The sequence below is a fragment of the Virgibacillus ainsalahensis genome (assembly GCF_055380755.1).
In genome coordinates this window covers 2,075,458-2,090,651 of record NZ_AP043943.1, presented here as the reverse complement: position 1 = coordinate 2,090,651, position 15,194 = coordinate 2,075,458, and the positions used below count along the sequence as shown (strand labels likewise).

The 15,194-nt window shown below is 38.0% G+C and carries 18 protein-coding genes and 1 other annotated feature; all 18 genes read left to right on the top strand.

Annotated features, from left to right (window positions below):
• Positions 1-438 precede the first annotated feature (438 nt).
• The 18 genes from ACZ427_RS10220 (at position 439) to ruvA (ending at position 15,180) form a co-directional block, all read left to right on the top strand.
• Positions 439-1,479, top strand: coding sequence for a rod shape-determining protein (locus ACZ427_RS10220; RefSeq protein ID WP_461177494.1), 1,041 nt, complete (start codon positions 439-441; stop codon positions 1,477-1,479).
• Between the two features lie 12 nt (positions 1,480-1,491).
• Positions 1,492-2,364, top strand: a complete 873-nt coding sequence (mreC, locus tag ACZ427_RS10215) for a rod shape-determining protein MreC (protein ID WP_461177495.1) — start codon at positions 1,492-1,494, stop codon at positions 2,362-2,364.
• Positions 2,364-2,903, top strand: coding sequence for a rod shape-determining protein MreD (mreD, locus tag ACZ427_RS10210; protein WP_461177496.1), 540 nt, complete (start codon positions 2,364-2,366; stop codon positions 2,901-2,903). Before mreC ends, mreD begins: the two co-directional genes overlap by 1 nt.
• A gap of 36 nt (positions 2,904-2,939) precedes the next feature.
• Entirely contained in the window at positions 2,940-3,629 is a 690-nt protein-coding gene (gene minC / locus ACZ427_RS10205) for a septum site-determining protein MinC (protein WP_461177497.1), read from the top strand.
• Positions 3,614-4,411: a septum site-determining protein MinD gene (gene minD / locus ACZ427_RS10200; RefSeq protein WP_461177498.1), complete on the top strand. Its 798-nt coding sequence runs from the start codon at positions 3,614-3,616 to the stop codon at positions 4,409-4,411. The genes minC and minD overlap by 16 nt, the downstream gene beginning before the upstream one ends.
• A 752-nt stretch (positions 4,412-5,163) precedes the next feature.
• Positions 5,164-5,931 carry a peptidoglycan DD-metalloendopeptidase family protein gene (locus tag ACZ427_RS10195; RefSeq protein ID WP_461177499.1) on the top strand — a complete coding sequence of 256 codons (768 nt, stop codon included), beginning with the start codon at positions 5,164-5,166 and terminating at the stop codon, positions 5,929-5,931.
• On the top strand, positions 5,915-6,781 hold the full coding sequence (locus ACZ427_RS10190; RefSeq protein ID WP_461177500.1) for a M50 family metallopeptidase: 867 nt from the start codon (positions 5,915-5,917) through the stop codon (positions 6,779-6,781). Before ACZ427_RS10195 ends, ACZ427_RS10190 begins: the two co-directional genes overlap by 17 nt.
• Positions 6,782-6,855: 74 nt before the next feature.
• Positions 6,856-6,929: a sequence feature (ribosomal protein L21 leader region), on the top strand.
• 14 nt (positions 6,930-6,943) lie between these two features.
• The gene (gene rplU, locus ACZ427_RS10185) at positions 6,944-7,252 is read left to right on the top strand and encodes a 50S ribosomal protein L21 (RefSeq protein WP_461177501.1); all 309 of its coding nucleotides are present in this window, start codon (positions 6,944-6,946) and stop codon (positions 7,250-7,252) included.
• Between the two features lie 12 nt (positions 7,253-7,264).
• Positions 7,265-7,594, top strand: coding sequence for a ribosomal-processing cysteine protease Prp (locus ACZ427_RS10180; protein WP_461177502.1), 330 nt, complete (start codon positions 7,265-7,267; stop codon positions 7,592-7,594).
• A 13-nt stretch (positions 7,595-7,607) separates the two neighbouring features.
• Positions 7,608-7,898 (top strand): 50S ribosomal protein L27, encoded by a 291-nt coding sequence (gene rpmA, locus ACZ427_RS10175; protein WP_461177503.1) that lies wholly within the window; start codon positions 7,608-7,610, stop codon positions 7,896-7,898.
• A gap of 259 nt (positions 7,899-8,157) precedes the next feature.
• Complete coding sequence (locus ACZ427_RS10170) at positions 8,158-8,685, top strand: Spo0B domain-containing protein (RefSeq protein WP_461177504.1); 528 nt, start codon at positions 8,158-8,160, stop codon at positions 8,683-8,685.
• A gap of 11 nt (positions 8,686-8,696) precedes the next feature.
• Positions 8,697-9,977, top strand: a complete 1,281-nt coding sequence (obgE, locus tag ACZ427_RS10165; protein ID WP_461177505.1) for a GTPase ObgE — start codon at positions 8,697-8,699, stop codon at positions 9,975-9,977.
• A 41-nt stretch (positions 9,978-10,018) separates the two neighbouring features.
• Positions 10,019-10,870: a prephenate dehydratase gene (gene pheA, locus ACZ427_RS10160; protein WP_461177862.1), complete on the top strand. Its 852-nt coding sequence runs from the start codon at positions 10,019-10,021 to the stop codon at positions 10,868-10,870.
• A 135-nt stretch (positions 10,871-11,005) separates the two neighbouring features.
• The gene (safA, locus tag ACZ427_RS10155) at positions 11,006-11,896 is read left to right on the top strand and encodes a SafA/ExsA family spore coat assembly protein (RefSeq protein WP_461177506.1); all 891 of its coding nucleotides are present in this window, start codon (positions 11,006-11,008) and stop codon (positions 11,894-11,896) included.
• 230 nt (positions 11,897-12,126) lie between these two features.
• On the top strand, positions 12,127-12,867 hold the full coding sequence (gene nadE / locus ACZ427_RS10150; RefSeq protein WP_461177507.1) for an NAD(+) synthase: 741 nt from the start codon (positions 12,127-12,129) through the stop codon (positions 12,865-12,867).
• 65 nt (positions 12,868-12,932) lie between these two features.
• Positions 12,933-13,478, top strand: a complete 546-nt coding sequence (locus ACZ427_RS10145; protein WP_461177508.1) for a YhcN/YlaJ family sporulation lipoprotein — start codon at positions 12,933-12,935, stop codon at positions 13,476-13,478.
• A gap of 211 nt (positions 13,479-13,689) precedes the next feature.
• Positions 13,690-14,424 carry a YebC/PmpR family DNA-binding transcriptional regulator gene (locus ACZ427_RS10140; RefSeq protein WP_461177509.1) on the top strand — a complete coding sequence of 245 codons (735 nt, stop codon included), beginning with the start codon at positions 13,690-13,692 and terminating at the stop codon, positions 14,422-14,424.
• A gap of 150 nt (positions 14,425-14,574) precedes the next feature.
• A complete protein-coding gene (gene ruvA, locus ACZ427_RS10135) occupies positions 14,575-15,180 on the top strand; it encodes a Holliday junction branch migration protein RuvA (RefSeq protein ID WP_461177510.1) in 606 nt (201 codons plus the stop codon).
• Positions 15,181-15,194: the final 14 nt, after the last annotated feature.

Sequence of the window (15,194 nt, the reverse complement as noted above, 5' to 3'; positions counted from 1 at the left end):
AACTAATCTTTTTGGTTGTATGCATAAAATGATGACTGATTAATTAGTGACACATAATTTTTATAAATCTCACACAAACCTCACCAAAACATAAAACACACGAAAATACATTTAGGTTGGAATCCCCCATAAGCCATTGGTTTGTCTCTAGATGAATTGATGAAAAACCCGAAAAAATTGGATATATGATGCGTATAATACTATCTATTTTGATGTTTTTTCCGTATAATTAAATGAGGAGTGAACAATCCGGCGCCATTTTCTATGTTTTATTGAAAGTGGCGCTTATTAAGATTGTTTGCAGGGTATGTAGGATTTTACATATTTGTATAAAAATGTGAGAATATGTGGTTGAAGTCCATTGCAACACATAAATTTAATCGATATAGTAAAGCTACATTTAATCAAGCGAACTGTAATGTGGAGAGGGAGATTTTTTTGGGAAGATTTAGTTTTTCGCAGGATCTGGGGATCGATTTGGGTACTGCCAACACACTTGTATTTTTAAAAGGAAAAGGCGTAGTTGTACGTGAGCCTTCTGTAGTTGCAAAAAATGTTGAAACAGGGAATATAGATGCGGTAGGCAGTTCAGCTCGAAACATGATAGGTAGAACTCCGGGAAATATTTCTGTCATAAGACCAATGAAAGATGGAGTAATCGCTGATTATGATACGACAGCAGCAATGATGAAATATTATATTAAAAAAGCAATGCAGAACCGTTCTTTTTTAGCTAAAAAACCGAGTGTAATGATTTGTGTTCCCTCAGGGATTACTATGGTGGAAGAACGTGCGGTTATTGATGCAACCAAGCAGGCTGGTGCAAAGGAAGCCTTTCCGATTGCAGAACCATTTGCTGCTGCTATAGGTGCTGGGCTTCCTGTATGGGAGCCTACAGGAAGCATGATTGTTGATATTGGGGGCGGAACAACAGAAGTGGCAGTTATTTCATTAGGCGGCATTGTTACCACTCAGTCTATTCGCAAGGCTGGAGATGATATGGATGAGGCGATTATAAACTATATTCGTAAGCAATATAGTTTAATGATTGGTGAGCGATCGGCTGAATCTATTAAAATGGATGTTGGTTCCGCAACAGAAGTTAGTGAAAATGTAGAAATGGATATTCGAGGCCGTGATTTATTAAGCGGATTACCGAAAACCATTACGATTACAGGGAAAGAGATAGCAGCTTCTTTAAAAGATACAGTTGATGCAATAGTCGAAGGGGTGAAAAACACCTTGGAAAGAACACCGCCTGAGCTTGCTGCAGATATTATAGATCGTGGTATCGTATTATCCGGTGGTGGTGCCCTTCTGAGAAATTTAGACCAAATCATCAGTGATGAAACAAAAATGCCGGTTTTTGTAACGGAAGATCCGTTGGACAGTGTCGCAATCGGAACAGGAAAATCAATCGAATACATTCAGCATTTCCGTTCCCATCCGAATGTATCCTCTCGTCCTGCAAGCGAATAGGTTGGTGTATTGATGTCATTTTTAAGAAAAAGACGATTGTTTATTTTATTAATAGGGTTTATTGTTCTTGTAGCATTAATTGGCTTTTCCTTAAGGGATAGAGATAATCTGACATTCGCGGAACAATTTATAAATGATTCAGTCGGATGGGTGCAAAATATCATTCACACCCCTGTTAATTTTGTTACAGATATAGTTTCAAACGTTGATGATTTAAGAAATACGTACAATGAAAACCAGATTTTAAAGGAAAAAATTGATGAATACGGAAGTTTAGTTTATGAAGCACAGGAACTAAGAGAAGAAAATGAAGAATTAAGGGATACCCTGGGTGCTACTGAGTCGATTAGGGATTTCAACCCGATTCAGGCGACGGTTATATCACGATCTCCGGAGCGCTGGGTTGAACAAGTTACAATTAATAAAGGGACGCAGGATGATGTGCGTTCAAATATGGCAGTAATTACCGCTGAAGGAATGATAGGAAAAGTACAGATTGCATCCAAGTCAACGTCAACTGTTCAGTTGCTTACAGGCTTTGACCAATTAAACCGGATATCAGCTACTATTTCTCGTGAGGAAGGTCAGGATATATTTGGAATGATTGAAGGATTTGATAAAGAGACCAATTCTTTATTGTTCAGGATTATTGAAGAATCGGATAAAGATTTGGAAGAAGAAGAATTAGTTGTTTCTTCAGGGATGGGTGGCGTCTTTCCGGCAGGTCTGCAAATTGGTACGGTAAAAGAAGTTGTTCCGGATCAGTACGGACTTACACGCACAGCGTTAATTGAACCTGCTGCCGATATGTACGATTTAAACCAGGTGATTGTTGTGGATCGTTCCCTTGAAGAAGTAAGTGACAGTGAAGGGGAGGAAGAGTAATGAAACGCCTGTATTTACCTCTTATCCTCTTTCTTTTTCTTTTATTAGAAGGGGTCGCTCTCGAACTGTTACCATCTGGATTGGTGATGGGGGATTTCATATTCGTTCCACACTGGGTACTTATCTTTTTGGTGTTTCTTGCGATTTACTATGATATGGAGGCTACATATTTTTCTGTACTTTATGCATTGGTCTTTGGATTGCTCATTGATGTTGTATACACAGGTATACTGGGTGTGTATATGTTCTCCTATGCGTTAGTTGTTTATATTATTCATGGGCTCAGAAGAATGTTTCATGGCAATATTTTTGTAGCGATTTTATTAGGTGTTGCAGGTATTGTTTTGGCTGATATTTTCATTAATATTATTTATACGGTTGTAGGAGTTTCAGATATATTGTGGAAAGATTATATGATGTATCGACTCTTACCAACTATGTTAGCTAATCTATTATTTTTACTGATTTTATATCCAATAATAGTGAAACGGATTGTCGGATGGAGTGAAATGCAGCTGTCTGGCAGGAAGTCAATATAAGGGATTTTCAGGTATTTTTTAATGAGGTGACTTATCGTGCATGACAAGAAGCAATTAATTACAATCAAGGGTACAAGAGATGGCCTTTCACTATTTATTGATGATGATTGTACATTTGCCGATGCTATCCATGAACTTAAAAATAAAATAAACGTCAGTCGTCCAAAAAAAGACGAACCAGTTGTAACTGTGAAAATCAGAACGGGTAATCGCTATTTGAATGAAGAACAAAAAGAAGAAATTAAAGCTATAATTAGTGATGAAAGCAGATTTACCATTGATTCCTTTGAAGCAGATGTTATTCCACGAACAGATGCCCTTCGTTGGAAAGAAGATAGTGAAATAAAAGCTGTTAACCGAATTGTCAGATCGGGACAGGTTCTGAAAGTAACAGGGGACCTCTTACTGATAGGTGATGTTAATCCAGGTGGAAAAGTAGTATCAACAGGAAATATATACATTATGGGCAGTTTAAAGGGAATCGCACATGCAGGAGAAAATGGGGATAGCAATGCTTTCATAGCTGCATCATTTATGAAGCCGAGCCAACTTCGAATTGCAGATTATATAAGTCGCGCTCCAGATTATGAATCTGATGGTGTGTATATGGAATGTGGTCTTATCGATGAAAAACAGGATAAGATTGTTATTGATCGGCTCCAGATTCTTTCACATAAAAGAATTAAGCGGGGTGGAAAGGAGAATACAAAATGGGCGAAGCAATAGTCATCACTTCCGGTAAAGGTGGAGTTGGTAAAACAACAACTACAGCTAATATTGGTACAGCTTTGGCACTAAAGGAGAAAAAAGTCTGTTTAATAGATACAGATATTGGTTTAAGAAATCTGGATGTTGTGATGGGCCTGGAAAACCGTATTATTTATGACATTGTTGATGTAATTCAGGAACGTTGCAAATTAAAACAAGCAATTATTAAAGATAAACGGTTTGATTATCTTTCCTTGCTCCCAGCTGCGCAAACGAGCGATAAATCTGCCCTAACAACAGAAGGCATGCAAAACATTATTAGTGAATTGAAACAGGAGTTCGATTATATTATTATTGACTGCCCGGCAGGTATTGAACAAGGTTTTCAAAATGCGATAACTGGAGCAGATAGAGCCATAATTGTAACAACACCTGAGAAATCCAGTGTAAGAGATGCAGATCGCATTATTGGTCTATTGGAGCAAGAGGAGATGGAACCACCAAGTTTGGTAATTAACCGCATTCGCAACCATATGATGCAAAATGGCGATATGCTTGAAGTGGATGAAATTGTTCAAGTTCTTTCCGTTGACCTTATTGGAATTGTGATTGATGATGATCAAGTGATTAAAGCATCCAATAATGGTTCTCCAATAGCCTTAAGATCAGACTCAAAAGCATCCATTGCTTATCGGAATATTGCCAGGAGAATATTAGGAGAAACAGTTCCTCTGCAATCGTTGGAAGATAAAAAAAGTATGTTCCAGAAAATGAAGAAATTTTTTGGTAGGCGTGCGTAATTAATATTGAAAATAATGAATATAGGATGTGATGAACAGATGTAATGAACATTGAAAGTTTCATTGCATCTTTTTTATTTGCAGTGAAGAAATCAGCATGCTGCCACTATCTATAATGAAAACAGCTGATTTAACGAAAAGATTGTCTCCTATACGCTTGGAGTGGTGTTCTGATTATAGAAAGGATAAAGCTCATGGAATTTATGTTTCATGGACGTTTTCTCTCTTATACAGAGAGCTATTCTAAGCTGCTTAAAAAATGCGAGACTCCTACGGGAAAAGGAACAGTCTAAAGACCCCGCAGCGAGCGAATTAAAGAACATAGGCTAAGAACGCCCCGTCCTGGGGCAACGCCTATGTGACCAACATCGTGTTGGCCCGAGGCTGAAGCGTTCCCCGTGGAAAGCGAGTGTTTTTTTTAGCAGCGCTGGAATAGCACCCATTTTGTAAAGGATGAGAGGAAGTCACTGTTAAGTTACGTCGTCATTTATATCAATTGCGGCGTTAATGAGCAACAAAATTTTACGAAAAGAGCCAACCGGAAAAAGGTATCATCTTGGTTGGTAGTGGTTCTGAATAATTTTCCCCGTTCTAATAACAGCTGTTTTCATACAAGAGTATAAAACCTTCTTACTTCATAAGTGCTGGTTTTGGCAATTCGCCTAACGTATAGCGAATGCCAAGTTTTCTAACATATCCAAACTGTTTGTGACATAGACTTGTACAAATGGATGTGAAGGATAGTGAGGATAATGAACAAAGGGGTTAAAAAAGTTCGTCATTCAATTGAAAAACGAAAAAGAACTCGTGGTCTATCTGTAAAGGATGGGCCCAAAAAGCAGATATGGCCGGAGTTCCCCCAGGAGGAAGAAAAACATGGTTATTATGCCAGCTTTTCTGAACACACCTTATCAGGAAATAATAAAGGCAATTTTCCCTCCGGGTTTATACTGAAAGGCATTTTATCTGTGATGCTTTTCTTCGGTGTAGCCTTATTGACTCAAGCGGATACAGCAATACTTCAAAAGCCGAGGGAATGGACAAGTAATGCATTAACAGAAGAGTTCCCTTTTGCCAAAGTTAATCTATGGTACCAGGAAACATTTGGGACTCCGTTAGCATTTACTCCAAATCAGGGTTCAACCGAAGTTGGTGGGGAACAATCGGTTCTACCGGTATCAGGCAGTATAAAGGAATCCTTTCAGACGAATGGCAAAGGGCTCATGATTGCACCAGGAGAAAAAGCAGATGTGACTGCATTACATGACGGGGTGGTTATTTTTGCAGGGAATGATAGAGAAACAGATCAAACCGTCGTCCTGCAGCATCCCGATGGGAGTGTAACGACATATGGATTCTTAAGTGATGTTAATGTGCATCTTTATCAATTCGTAACAAGCAGCCAGACAATTGGCCAATTCACACCGACAATGGAAAATGACACGGTATTTTTTGCAATAGAAAAAAATAGTGATTATATCGATCCGGTTCAGGTGATACAAGTTGACGATACTCCATAATTATTTACCAAAAATCCATATCCATCCTATATTGATGATTTTCCTTGTCATTTCTTTTCTAACAGGTACATTTATGCAGCTGTCTATTATTTTGGCAATCGTACTTTTCCATGAAATTGGTCACTATATCATGGCAAGGCTGTTCGGTTGGCGGATTAAAAGTATTATGCTCTGGGTCTTCGGTGGGGTGATGGAAACAGATGAGCATGGAAATAAACCAATCCGTGAGGAAGCTCTTGTTACCATTGCTGGCCCATTTCAGCATGTCATTATATTTATTATCTTATTTTTTTTGTCAGCTGCTGAGTTAGCTCCCGCTTCTGTTTTGGAGTTAATATTTTATTATAATACAGTAATTTTAGTGTTCAATTTGTTGCCGATATGGCCACTTGATGGTGGTAAGCTGCTATTATTAATGTTTTCTTCTATAATGCCATATAAGAAAGCTTATTATTCCACTATAATTTTCTCAATGATTTCAAGTCTGCTACTGCTATCCATACAATTTTTATTTTTTCCGTTTAACCTGAGTGTGTTTTTTATTATGATCTTTCTGTTTATGGAAAATAGATCAGAATGGAAGAAGCGGTATTACGTGTTTATCCGGTTTTTACTGAAACGTTATGAAGGAAACTCACCTGTAAAAGCGGTACACCCAATAACAGTATCTGCACAAAGCACATTTATGGAAGTTTTTGCTGCTTTTAGGCGTGATAAAAAGCATTCAATTTATATAACTTTTCCAGATAATGAGAGAAAGTCCGTCGATGAAAATGATTGCCTGCGAAGTTATTTTCATGATAAACTTTATGATAAATCAATTGGTGAAGTTGTCAGCGACTTTATGTAGGGGGATTTTCCTAGGTCTATGCTTGACAACCCTTTACTAAACATGATAATATCAATACGTTATTCATCGTAGCACCAGTGCTACAACCGCACAGAATAGGTTATAAAATCTCATGGAGATTACCTTGATGGCGAGTCTGAGTTAGTTAAGGAGGTGCAAGATATGTACGCAATTATTGAAACAGGCGGGAAACAAATTAAAGTCGAAGAAGGCCAGGAAATCTATGTGGAAAAAGTTGCTTCAGATGCGAATGAATCTGTAACTTTTGATAAAGTACTTTTCGTAGGCGGAGATGATGTTAAAGTAGGTGCACCATATGTTGAAGGTGCAACTGTAACTGCTAAGGTTGAAAAACAAGGCCGTCAGAAAAAGGTTGTTGTTTATAAATACAAACGCAGAAAAAACTATCATCGCAAACAAGGCCATCGTCAGCCTTATACAAAATTAGTAATCGACAAAATCAGTCTTTAAGGATACCTAATCATGATTCATGTAACTGTATATCGATCAAATAATCAAATTAAAGAGTTTGAGTTATCCGGCCATGCTGATAGTGGACCATATGGCTATGATTTAGTGTGTGCAGGAGTGTCAGCTGTATCTATTGGTGCAGTGAATGCAGTGATGGAATTATGTGAAGCAGAGCTTGAAATTGAGCAGGGGAGTGCAGGTGGTTATCTCCACGTTGCATTACCTGATTCGTCAGACCATGAAGAAATGGAAAAAGTTCAGCTTCTATTTGAAGGTATGCTTATTTCATTAAAAACGATGGAAGTCGAATATAGTCAGTTTATTCAGATACAAACAAAGTAAGGAGGTGCAGATAATGTTACGTCTAGATTTGCAATTTTTCGCACAGAAAAAAGGTGCAGGTAGTACGAAAAACGGCCGTGATTCCGAATCCAAACGCCTTGGTTCAAAGCGTGCGGATGGTCAGTTTGTAACTGGTGGATCGATTCTATATCGTCAGCGCGGAACTAAAGTTTACCCAGGTGAAAACGTAGGACGTGGTGGAGATGATACACTTTTTGCAAAAGCCGATGGCATTGTTAAATTTGAGCGCTATGGTCGTGACCGCAAAAAAGTAAGTGTTTATCCAGTTGCACAAGAGGCATAATAATTAATAAATATAAAGCTTCAGCCAATTATTGGTTGAAGCTTTTCTTTTTAAATGGCTGTTTTTGTCCCTAAAAGCTTGTTGTTGACACAAAAATTATAAAGTGCTACTTGAAATGAAGGTTGATGTTATTCCCTGCTATGAGGATTAAAAAGCAACAAAGTTTGGATAAAGAGCTTAATAAATAAACAAATTTTCGAGACAGCATGAAGTTTCTTCCTTTATCTGCTATAATTTTCATATTAACGGGGGGAGAAACATGAATGAGAATGATGTGCTGACGCTTCTTCAGCGTTACCGACACGATTTAATGAATACTTTTCAAGTGGTGCAGGGTTATTTAAGCATGGGAAAGACGGATAAAGTAGGGTCCAAAATTAAAGAAAATCTGGCATACTATAATGAAGAGCGTAAGTTAATGAGTCTGAATGCTCCCAAATTTATATTATGGTTGATTCAATTTAATCATTTATATCCGAACTTACGTATGACCTATAAAATACATGCTGAAAATAAAAACTTGCATGCTGCAGATGAACATTTGATTGAAAACTGTAAATGGGTGTTGGAATCTTTCATGGAAGCTTCAGACGAAACCGAAGTGTATGAAGTAAACTTAGAGATTCAAAATACGATGAATTCTTACGAGATAGAGGTGAGTATTTTTATCGATTCGGAAAAACCTGTAATCATAAATATGGAAAGATTACAGCAAAATAACAGAGTACATGTGAAGAAAACAACAAATGGTATAAACTATAAATTGTTAATACCATGCAGTATATGAGGTGAGCACTTATGTTTGTAGATCAGGTCAGTGTATATGTGAAAGCCGGTAATGGAGGTAATGGACTTGTTGCATACCGCCGGGAAAAATATGTGCCTAGGGGTGGACCTGCCGGTGGAGACGGCGGGGATGGCTCGGATGTCATTTTTAAAGTTGATGAAGGTTTAAACACATTAATGGATTTTCGTTATAACCGTCATTTTAAAGGTAAACCTGGAGAAAATGGGATGAGCAAGAACCAGCACGGGAAAAATGCTGCTCCACTAGTAGTTCCTGTTCCTCCTGGTACAACAGTAATCGATGAAGAAACAAATGAAGTAATCGCAGATCTAACCGTTCATGAACAGGAAGCTGTCATTGCCAAAGGTGGAAGGGGAGGACGCGGAAATTCACGATTTGCAACTCCGAGGAACCCAGCACCGGATTTTGCTGAGAATGGTGAACCAGGCAAGGAACGGAATATTAAGGTAGAATTAAAATTACTTGCAGATGTTGGGCTTGTAGGTTTTCCAAGTGTAGGAAAATCCACATTCTTATCCGTTGTAAGTGCAGCAAAACCCAAAATTGCCGACTATCATTTTACTACATTGGCTCCAAACCTTGGTGTTGTAGATACGAATGACCAGCGTAGTTTTGTTATGGCAGATTTACCGGGTTTAATTGAAGGTGCACATGAAGGGGTAGGATTGGGTTATCAATTCCTTCGCCATGTCGAACGAACAAGAGTAATCGTTCATGTTATTGATATGGCAAGTACAGAAGGTAGAGATCCATATGATGATTATTTGAAAATCAATCAGGAATTGAAGGAATATGACGCAAAAATAATGGAGAGGCCTCAAATCATTGCAGCAAATAAAATGGATATGCCCGGGGCAGAAGAAAATCTGGAGCTATTTAAAGAGGAATTAGACAGAGACGTACAAATATATCAAATATCTGCGCTTACCAAAGAAGGCTTACGCGATATTTTATTTGCAATCGCAGATGCACTGGAAAGTATCCCTAAAATAAAATCCGAAATAGAAGAAACCGAAGAAAAAGTTGTTTATCGATATCAAAAAGAAGAGGCTCCATTCAGCATTTCCCGAGATCCGGACGGTGCTTATGTTCTATCCGGTATTAAAATTGAAAAATTATTCAAGATGACTGATTTCAATAGAGACGAGGCTGTCCAGCGCTTTTCTAGGCAATTGAGGGGAATGGGTGTTGATCAGGAATTGCGAAATCGAGGAGCAAAAGATGGGGATACAATTCGCTTACTGGACTTTGAATTTGAATTCATTGAATAAAAAAGAAAAATTACATTGCAACCAGGGAGAGAAGAAATTTGATGAAAAAAATAGGTTATTTGGGACCAAAGGGAACATTTACAAAATTAGCAGTTGATACTGTATTTAACGGAGAAAATAAAGTAAGCTTCGAAACAATACCAGCGTGTATTGATGCAGTTACAGAGCAAAAAATAGATATTGGTGTCGTACCCTTGGAAAATGCGATAGAAGGAACTGTGCATTTAACGGTTGATTATTTGGTTCATCAAGTCAGATTGCCAGTAATTGCAGAAATTGTTGTTCCAATTCAGCAACACTTACTCGTTCGCCCTGACTTTTCCGGCAAGTTGTCGGATATTGAAGAAATACATTCGCACAGTCATGCAATAGCTCAATGTCACCAATACATCCATCAGCATTTAAATGATGCAAAAATGCAATTTACTACTTCCACAGGGAGAGCTGCTGAGCTTGTAAGCGAAAGTGAATTACCTATAGCAGCCATTGGGAATAAACTTGCGGCAAGCGAGTATGGTTTACGAATACTTTCGGAAAACATACATGATTTTTCAAATAATCATACGAGATTTGTTGTTTTGACGAAAGACAACCAGCCATTACCCGTCAATCACCCGGTTCAAACGAATAGAACCAGTCTTTTGATTACATTGCCCAGTGACCGCGCCGGGGCATTGCATCAGGTATTATCAGCATTTGCCTGGAGGAAAATGAATCTTTCAAAAATTGAATCCAGGCCAATGAAAACCGGACTGGGAAATTACTTCTTTATTATTGATGTGGATCAGCCGTATGATGAAGTGCTTTTTCCTGGAGTAAAAGCAGAGCTGGAAGCACTCGGCTGTAATGTCACAATGTTGGGTACATATCCGGTATACCAGATGAATATATAAATAAAACCGTTTCTCTCATAATGTGAGAAACGGTTTTTATATTTTATACAAATTAAATCAACTTTTCTCATTTTCATGCATATGTTGATATTAGTGATTAGCCCAGATTCAGAAATGAGAGGAGTTTGGTTTATTTTGAAAATACACATCGTTCAAAAAGGTGATACATTATGGGAAATCTCCAAAAGTTATGGGGTTGATTTTGAACAAGTTAAAGAACTTAACTCGCATTTATCCAGTCCGGATATGATTATGCCTGGAATGAAAATAAAAATACCCGCTTCATCTAAAACGGTAAAAAAGGAGAGTATGCCAATCAAAGAGGCACCAAAAAAAGAAGTGAAGCAACCCTACAAGGATATGTCCCCAAAACCAATGCCGGTTCTTGAAGAAGATGACAAAGAAAAGCCAAAAGCCGTTAAGCCTGAAATGCCAGTGCAACCATTGCCGCAAATGCCGATTCAACCCATCATGGAACAGGAATTTCAAAATTATACAACCATAAATTTACCTGAAATTCCGCAAGTTTCGGAAGTGAAAAAAGAGGAGCATAAGAAGCCGAAAGAACCTGCACCTGAACAACCAAAAATGAAAGAACAGCCATTGCCACAAGCTGAACCGATGCCTATGGTCCCTATGTGTTGTCATATCATACATCCTTGTTACCCACCCGTACCGTTTCAAGTAATGGGTCATGTACCTGAAGGATTTGGACACCCACAGCCTTTTAATCCTAATTTCCATCCCGGACCACCAATGTCAGCAGGACCCGTTCCGATGCATTCTCATAAGGATTGTGGCTGCAATCAAAATATGCCTTATCCACAACACCAGATGCAACCCTACCCCGTTAATAATACAAATGGTTATCCATACCAAGAACCAGCATTTAACCGTCAGCCCAATGAAATGTATCCACCACAATTTGGGCATGGAGAAGTAATGAACAGTCATCCTTATCCAGTTCCACCAGCATATCCTAACTTTTTCCAAGGTAAACAAGAAGAACCAAAAGATGAATCGTAAACTAAATAAAATCAGACTAAGAGACGAATGTAAATATCGTCTCTTTTATTTTTCATTGAGGAAAATTTAAATAATCGATGTTTTGGATAGTTATTTAAGGTTATAGTACTTGTAGGCTCCTTTTGATTACTGAAGATGAAATATAAAATAGGCGAAACTTTTTTAAAAAGTATCCAAGTAATGCTAAAATCTGATTACACATATTTTTTGAGAAGGGAGATAAATAAAAAATGGAGAAACATGTAAATGAAATTGTGGCATGGCTACAGAAAAGAGTAAAAGATGCAAGAGTAAATGGATTGGTAGTAGGCGTAAGTGGGGGGTTGGATTCTGCGGTAGTGGCACACTTAATAAAGCGGGCATTTCCGGACAATTCATTAGGTGTAGGGATGCCTATTCATACAAGCTCTTCCAACGTTGATGATGCCAGCAGGGTAATTGAAAGTTGTGCTATTGACTCTATAACCGTCGATTTAACCGAAACACATGATGTCATGTATTCAAAAATACAAAAGCAGTTAAAAGAAAAAAATGAATTCAATGAATCGAATGATCAACTTGCAGGTGCCAACTTACGCGCGAGATTACGTATGGCTACACTTTATACACTTGCAACAAATTATAACTATTTGGTTGTTGGAACAGATAATGCTGCTGAATGGTACACAGGATACTTTACAAAATATGGAGATGGTGGAGTTGATATCCAGCCACTTGTTGAATTTACAAAAACAGAAGTAAGAGAAATGGCAGCATACCTGGGTGTCCCTGATCATATTGTGAATAAAGTCCCAAGTGCTGATCTTTGGGAGAACCAGACCGACGAAGATGAATTAGGTGTAAGTTATGCTAAAATTGATGCGTACCTTACAGGCGAAGAAATACCTGAAGAAGATAAAGAAATAATTAAAGCGAAACATCAAAATACTGCCCATAAACGAACGGAGTTGCCACGTTTCCATCGCAGTTAATTCCATATTTTCACTGGTCTAATAAAATCTCTCTTATACAAAATAAGTATAAGGAGGTTTTTAATTTGAAAAGTAAAATGACACTTTTTCTATTCTCGCTATTGGTTATTACCGGTTGTGCAAATACGGATGAAACACAAAATAACAATGAAGATGTAGACACCCAACCGATGCATTATGAAACGGAAGATGAGAAAAAAGAGCGTATGGGGACACGTGATAGAACAACCGGGGAACAGGAAGGGAATCCAAATGATATTGATAAAGCAAATTCGGCAGATTTTGAAGGAGGGTATTCTGACCCTTACACCACTGAAGAAACAGAAGCGATTTCCAGAAAGCTTAAGGAACACGAGGATATCATACAAGCTCAGGTAGCTTCCACAGACGAGCGTATAATGATCGGACTTCGGTTGAAAGAGCATACGGATCCCAATATACCAAATAATATACAGGAAGAGGTAAAAGAAATTATTCCGAATACGGATAAGCAAATTATCGTTTTTTCAGACGAAATATACTGGGATCGTATGAAAAACCTTAAAACGCGTGGTGACAGTGGAAATGACATGAATAAATTAATGGATGATTTTTTAAAGATTGAGGATTAAACCTTTGCTGTTGCAAAGGTTTTTTTAAAAGATAAGTATAAAACTATCTTACTTTATCGCCATAGGAGCTTGGGCGTTTACCCAAGTTTTCTAAATTTAGTGAGTAGTTGGCATGAAAGGGCTGGGTACTCCTCTTCAGAAGGGTTTCCTTTAATTTTTTTCCTGTTTTTGATATAGTAAGAAAGTAAATTTCTAGAGAGGAGAATGTCCGATGGCAGGTCATTCTAAATGGAAAAATATACAGAGAAGAAAGAACGCACAGGATGCAAAAAAAGGTAAAATCTTTATGCGGCATGCAAAAGAGATATATGTGGCAGCAAAGCAAGGGGGAGGAGATCCTTCAACAAACCCTTCACTTAGAACAGCAATAGATAAAGCCAAGGCAGACAACATGCCTAATGACAATATCGAACGTAATATTCAGAAAGCAACTGGGACCCTTGATGGAGCAAGTTTTGAAGAAATCACCTATGAAGGGTATGGCCCTGGTGGCGTTGCTGTTATTGTAAATGTATTAACAGATAATAAAAATCGCACAGCTGCGGAAATTAGACATGCATTTAAGAAAAATGATGGTAATCTGGGGGAAAATGGCAGTGTATCATTTATGTTTGATAGAAAAGGATATATTGTAATCGTTAATGAGAACAATCAGGTAGACGAAGATGAAATTACCCTCGAGGTATTGGAGGCAGGTGCGGATGACATCGTGACAGAAGATGATGCATTTGAGATTTACACATCTCCCCAAAATTTTCAAGAAGTCGTCAATCATTTAACCGAAAACGGTTATACCATTGAAGACAGTGAAGTTACGTTTATACCGCAAAATTATAACACCTTGTCTAAGGCAGACGAGGAAAAGATGATAAATCTGCTAGATACCCTGGAAGATAGTGAAGACGTCCAGGATATTCATCACAATTTAGAGGAATCAAACGAGTAATCAAAAGCTTCTATTTCATTGAGGAATAGAAGTTTTTTAAAGAGAAAATGAAGTATGGCATGTTACCGGTGATGAGTGAGACACCTTGAGTTTTTGTTCATGTTCTTTGGTTATGGTAAAATAAGGAGTGCATGTAAAGGAGAAGGTAGAATGATTGCATATATAAAGGGTAGTCTTACATATATAAAAGATGAATCAGTAATTGTGGATGTCCAGGGTGTCGGCTATGAGATTGTTTGTGCCAACCCTTTTGTATTTCAATCGGCTTTAAATAACGAAATACAAATCAATACATATCATTATGTTAGAGAAGATATACAGGTTTTGTACGGTTTCAAAAATGAAGATGAAAAATATTTGTTTACAAAACTCATATCAGTCTCGGGGATTGGTCCAAAGGGCGCGTTGGCAATTTTAGGAGCGGTTGATGTGGATGGTTTTGTTTCTGCAATCGAGCGGGAAGATGACAAATTTCTGACAAGTTTCCCTGGTGTTGGTAAGAAGACCGCCAGACAGATCATTCTCGATTTGAAAGGAAAATTGACTACAATGCTCTCAATATCCACCGAATCAGCTACCGGCACAAACAGTGTACCACTAGCAACAGAAGAATTACAGGAAGCACAGGCAGCATTAAAGTCACTTGGTTATTCAGATAAAGAAATTAAAGCTATCACTCCTGAATTGCAAAAAATGGAGGGTGGCAGTACGGATGAAATTATCCGCAAAGGTTTCGCTTTACTAGTTAAAAAATAGGAAGGGGGGAATAA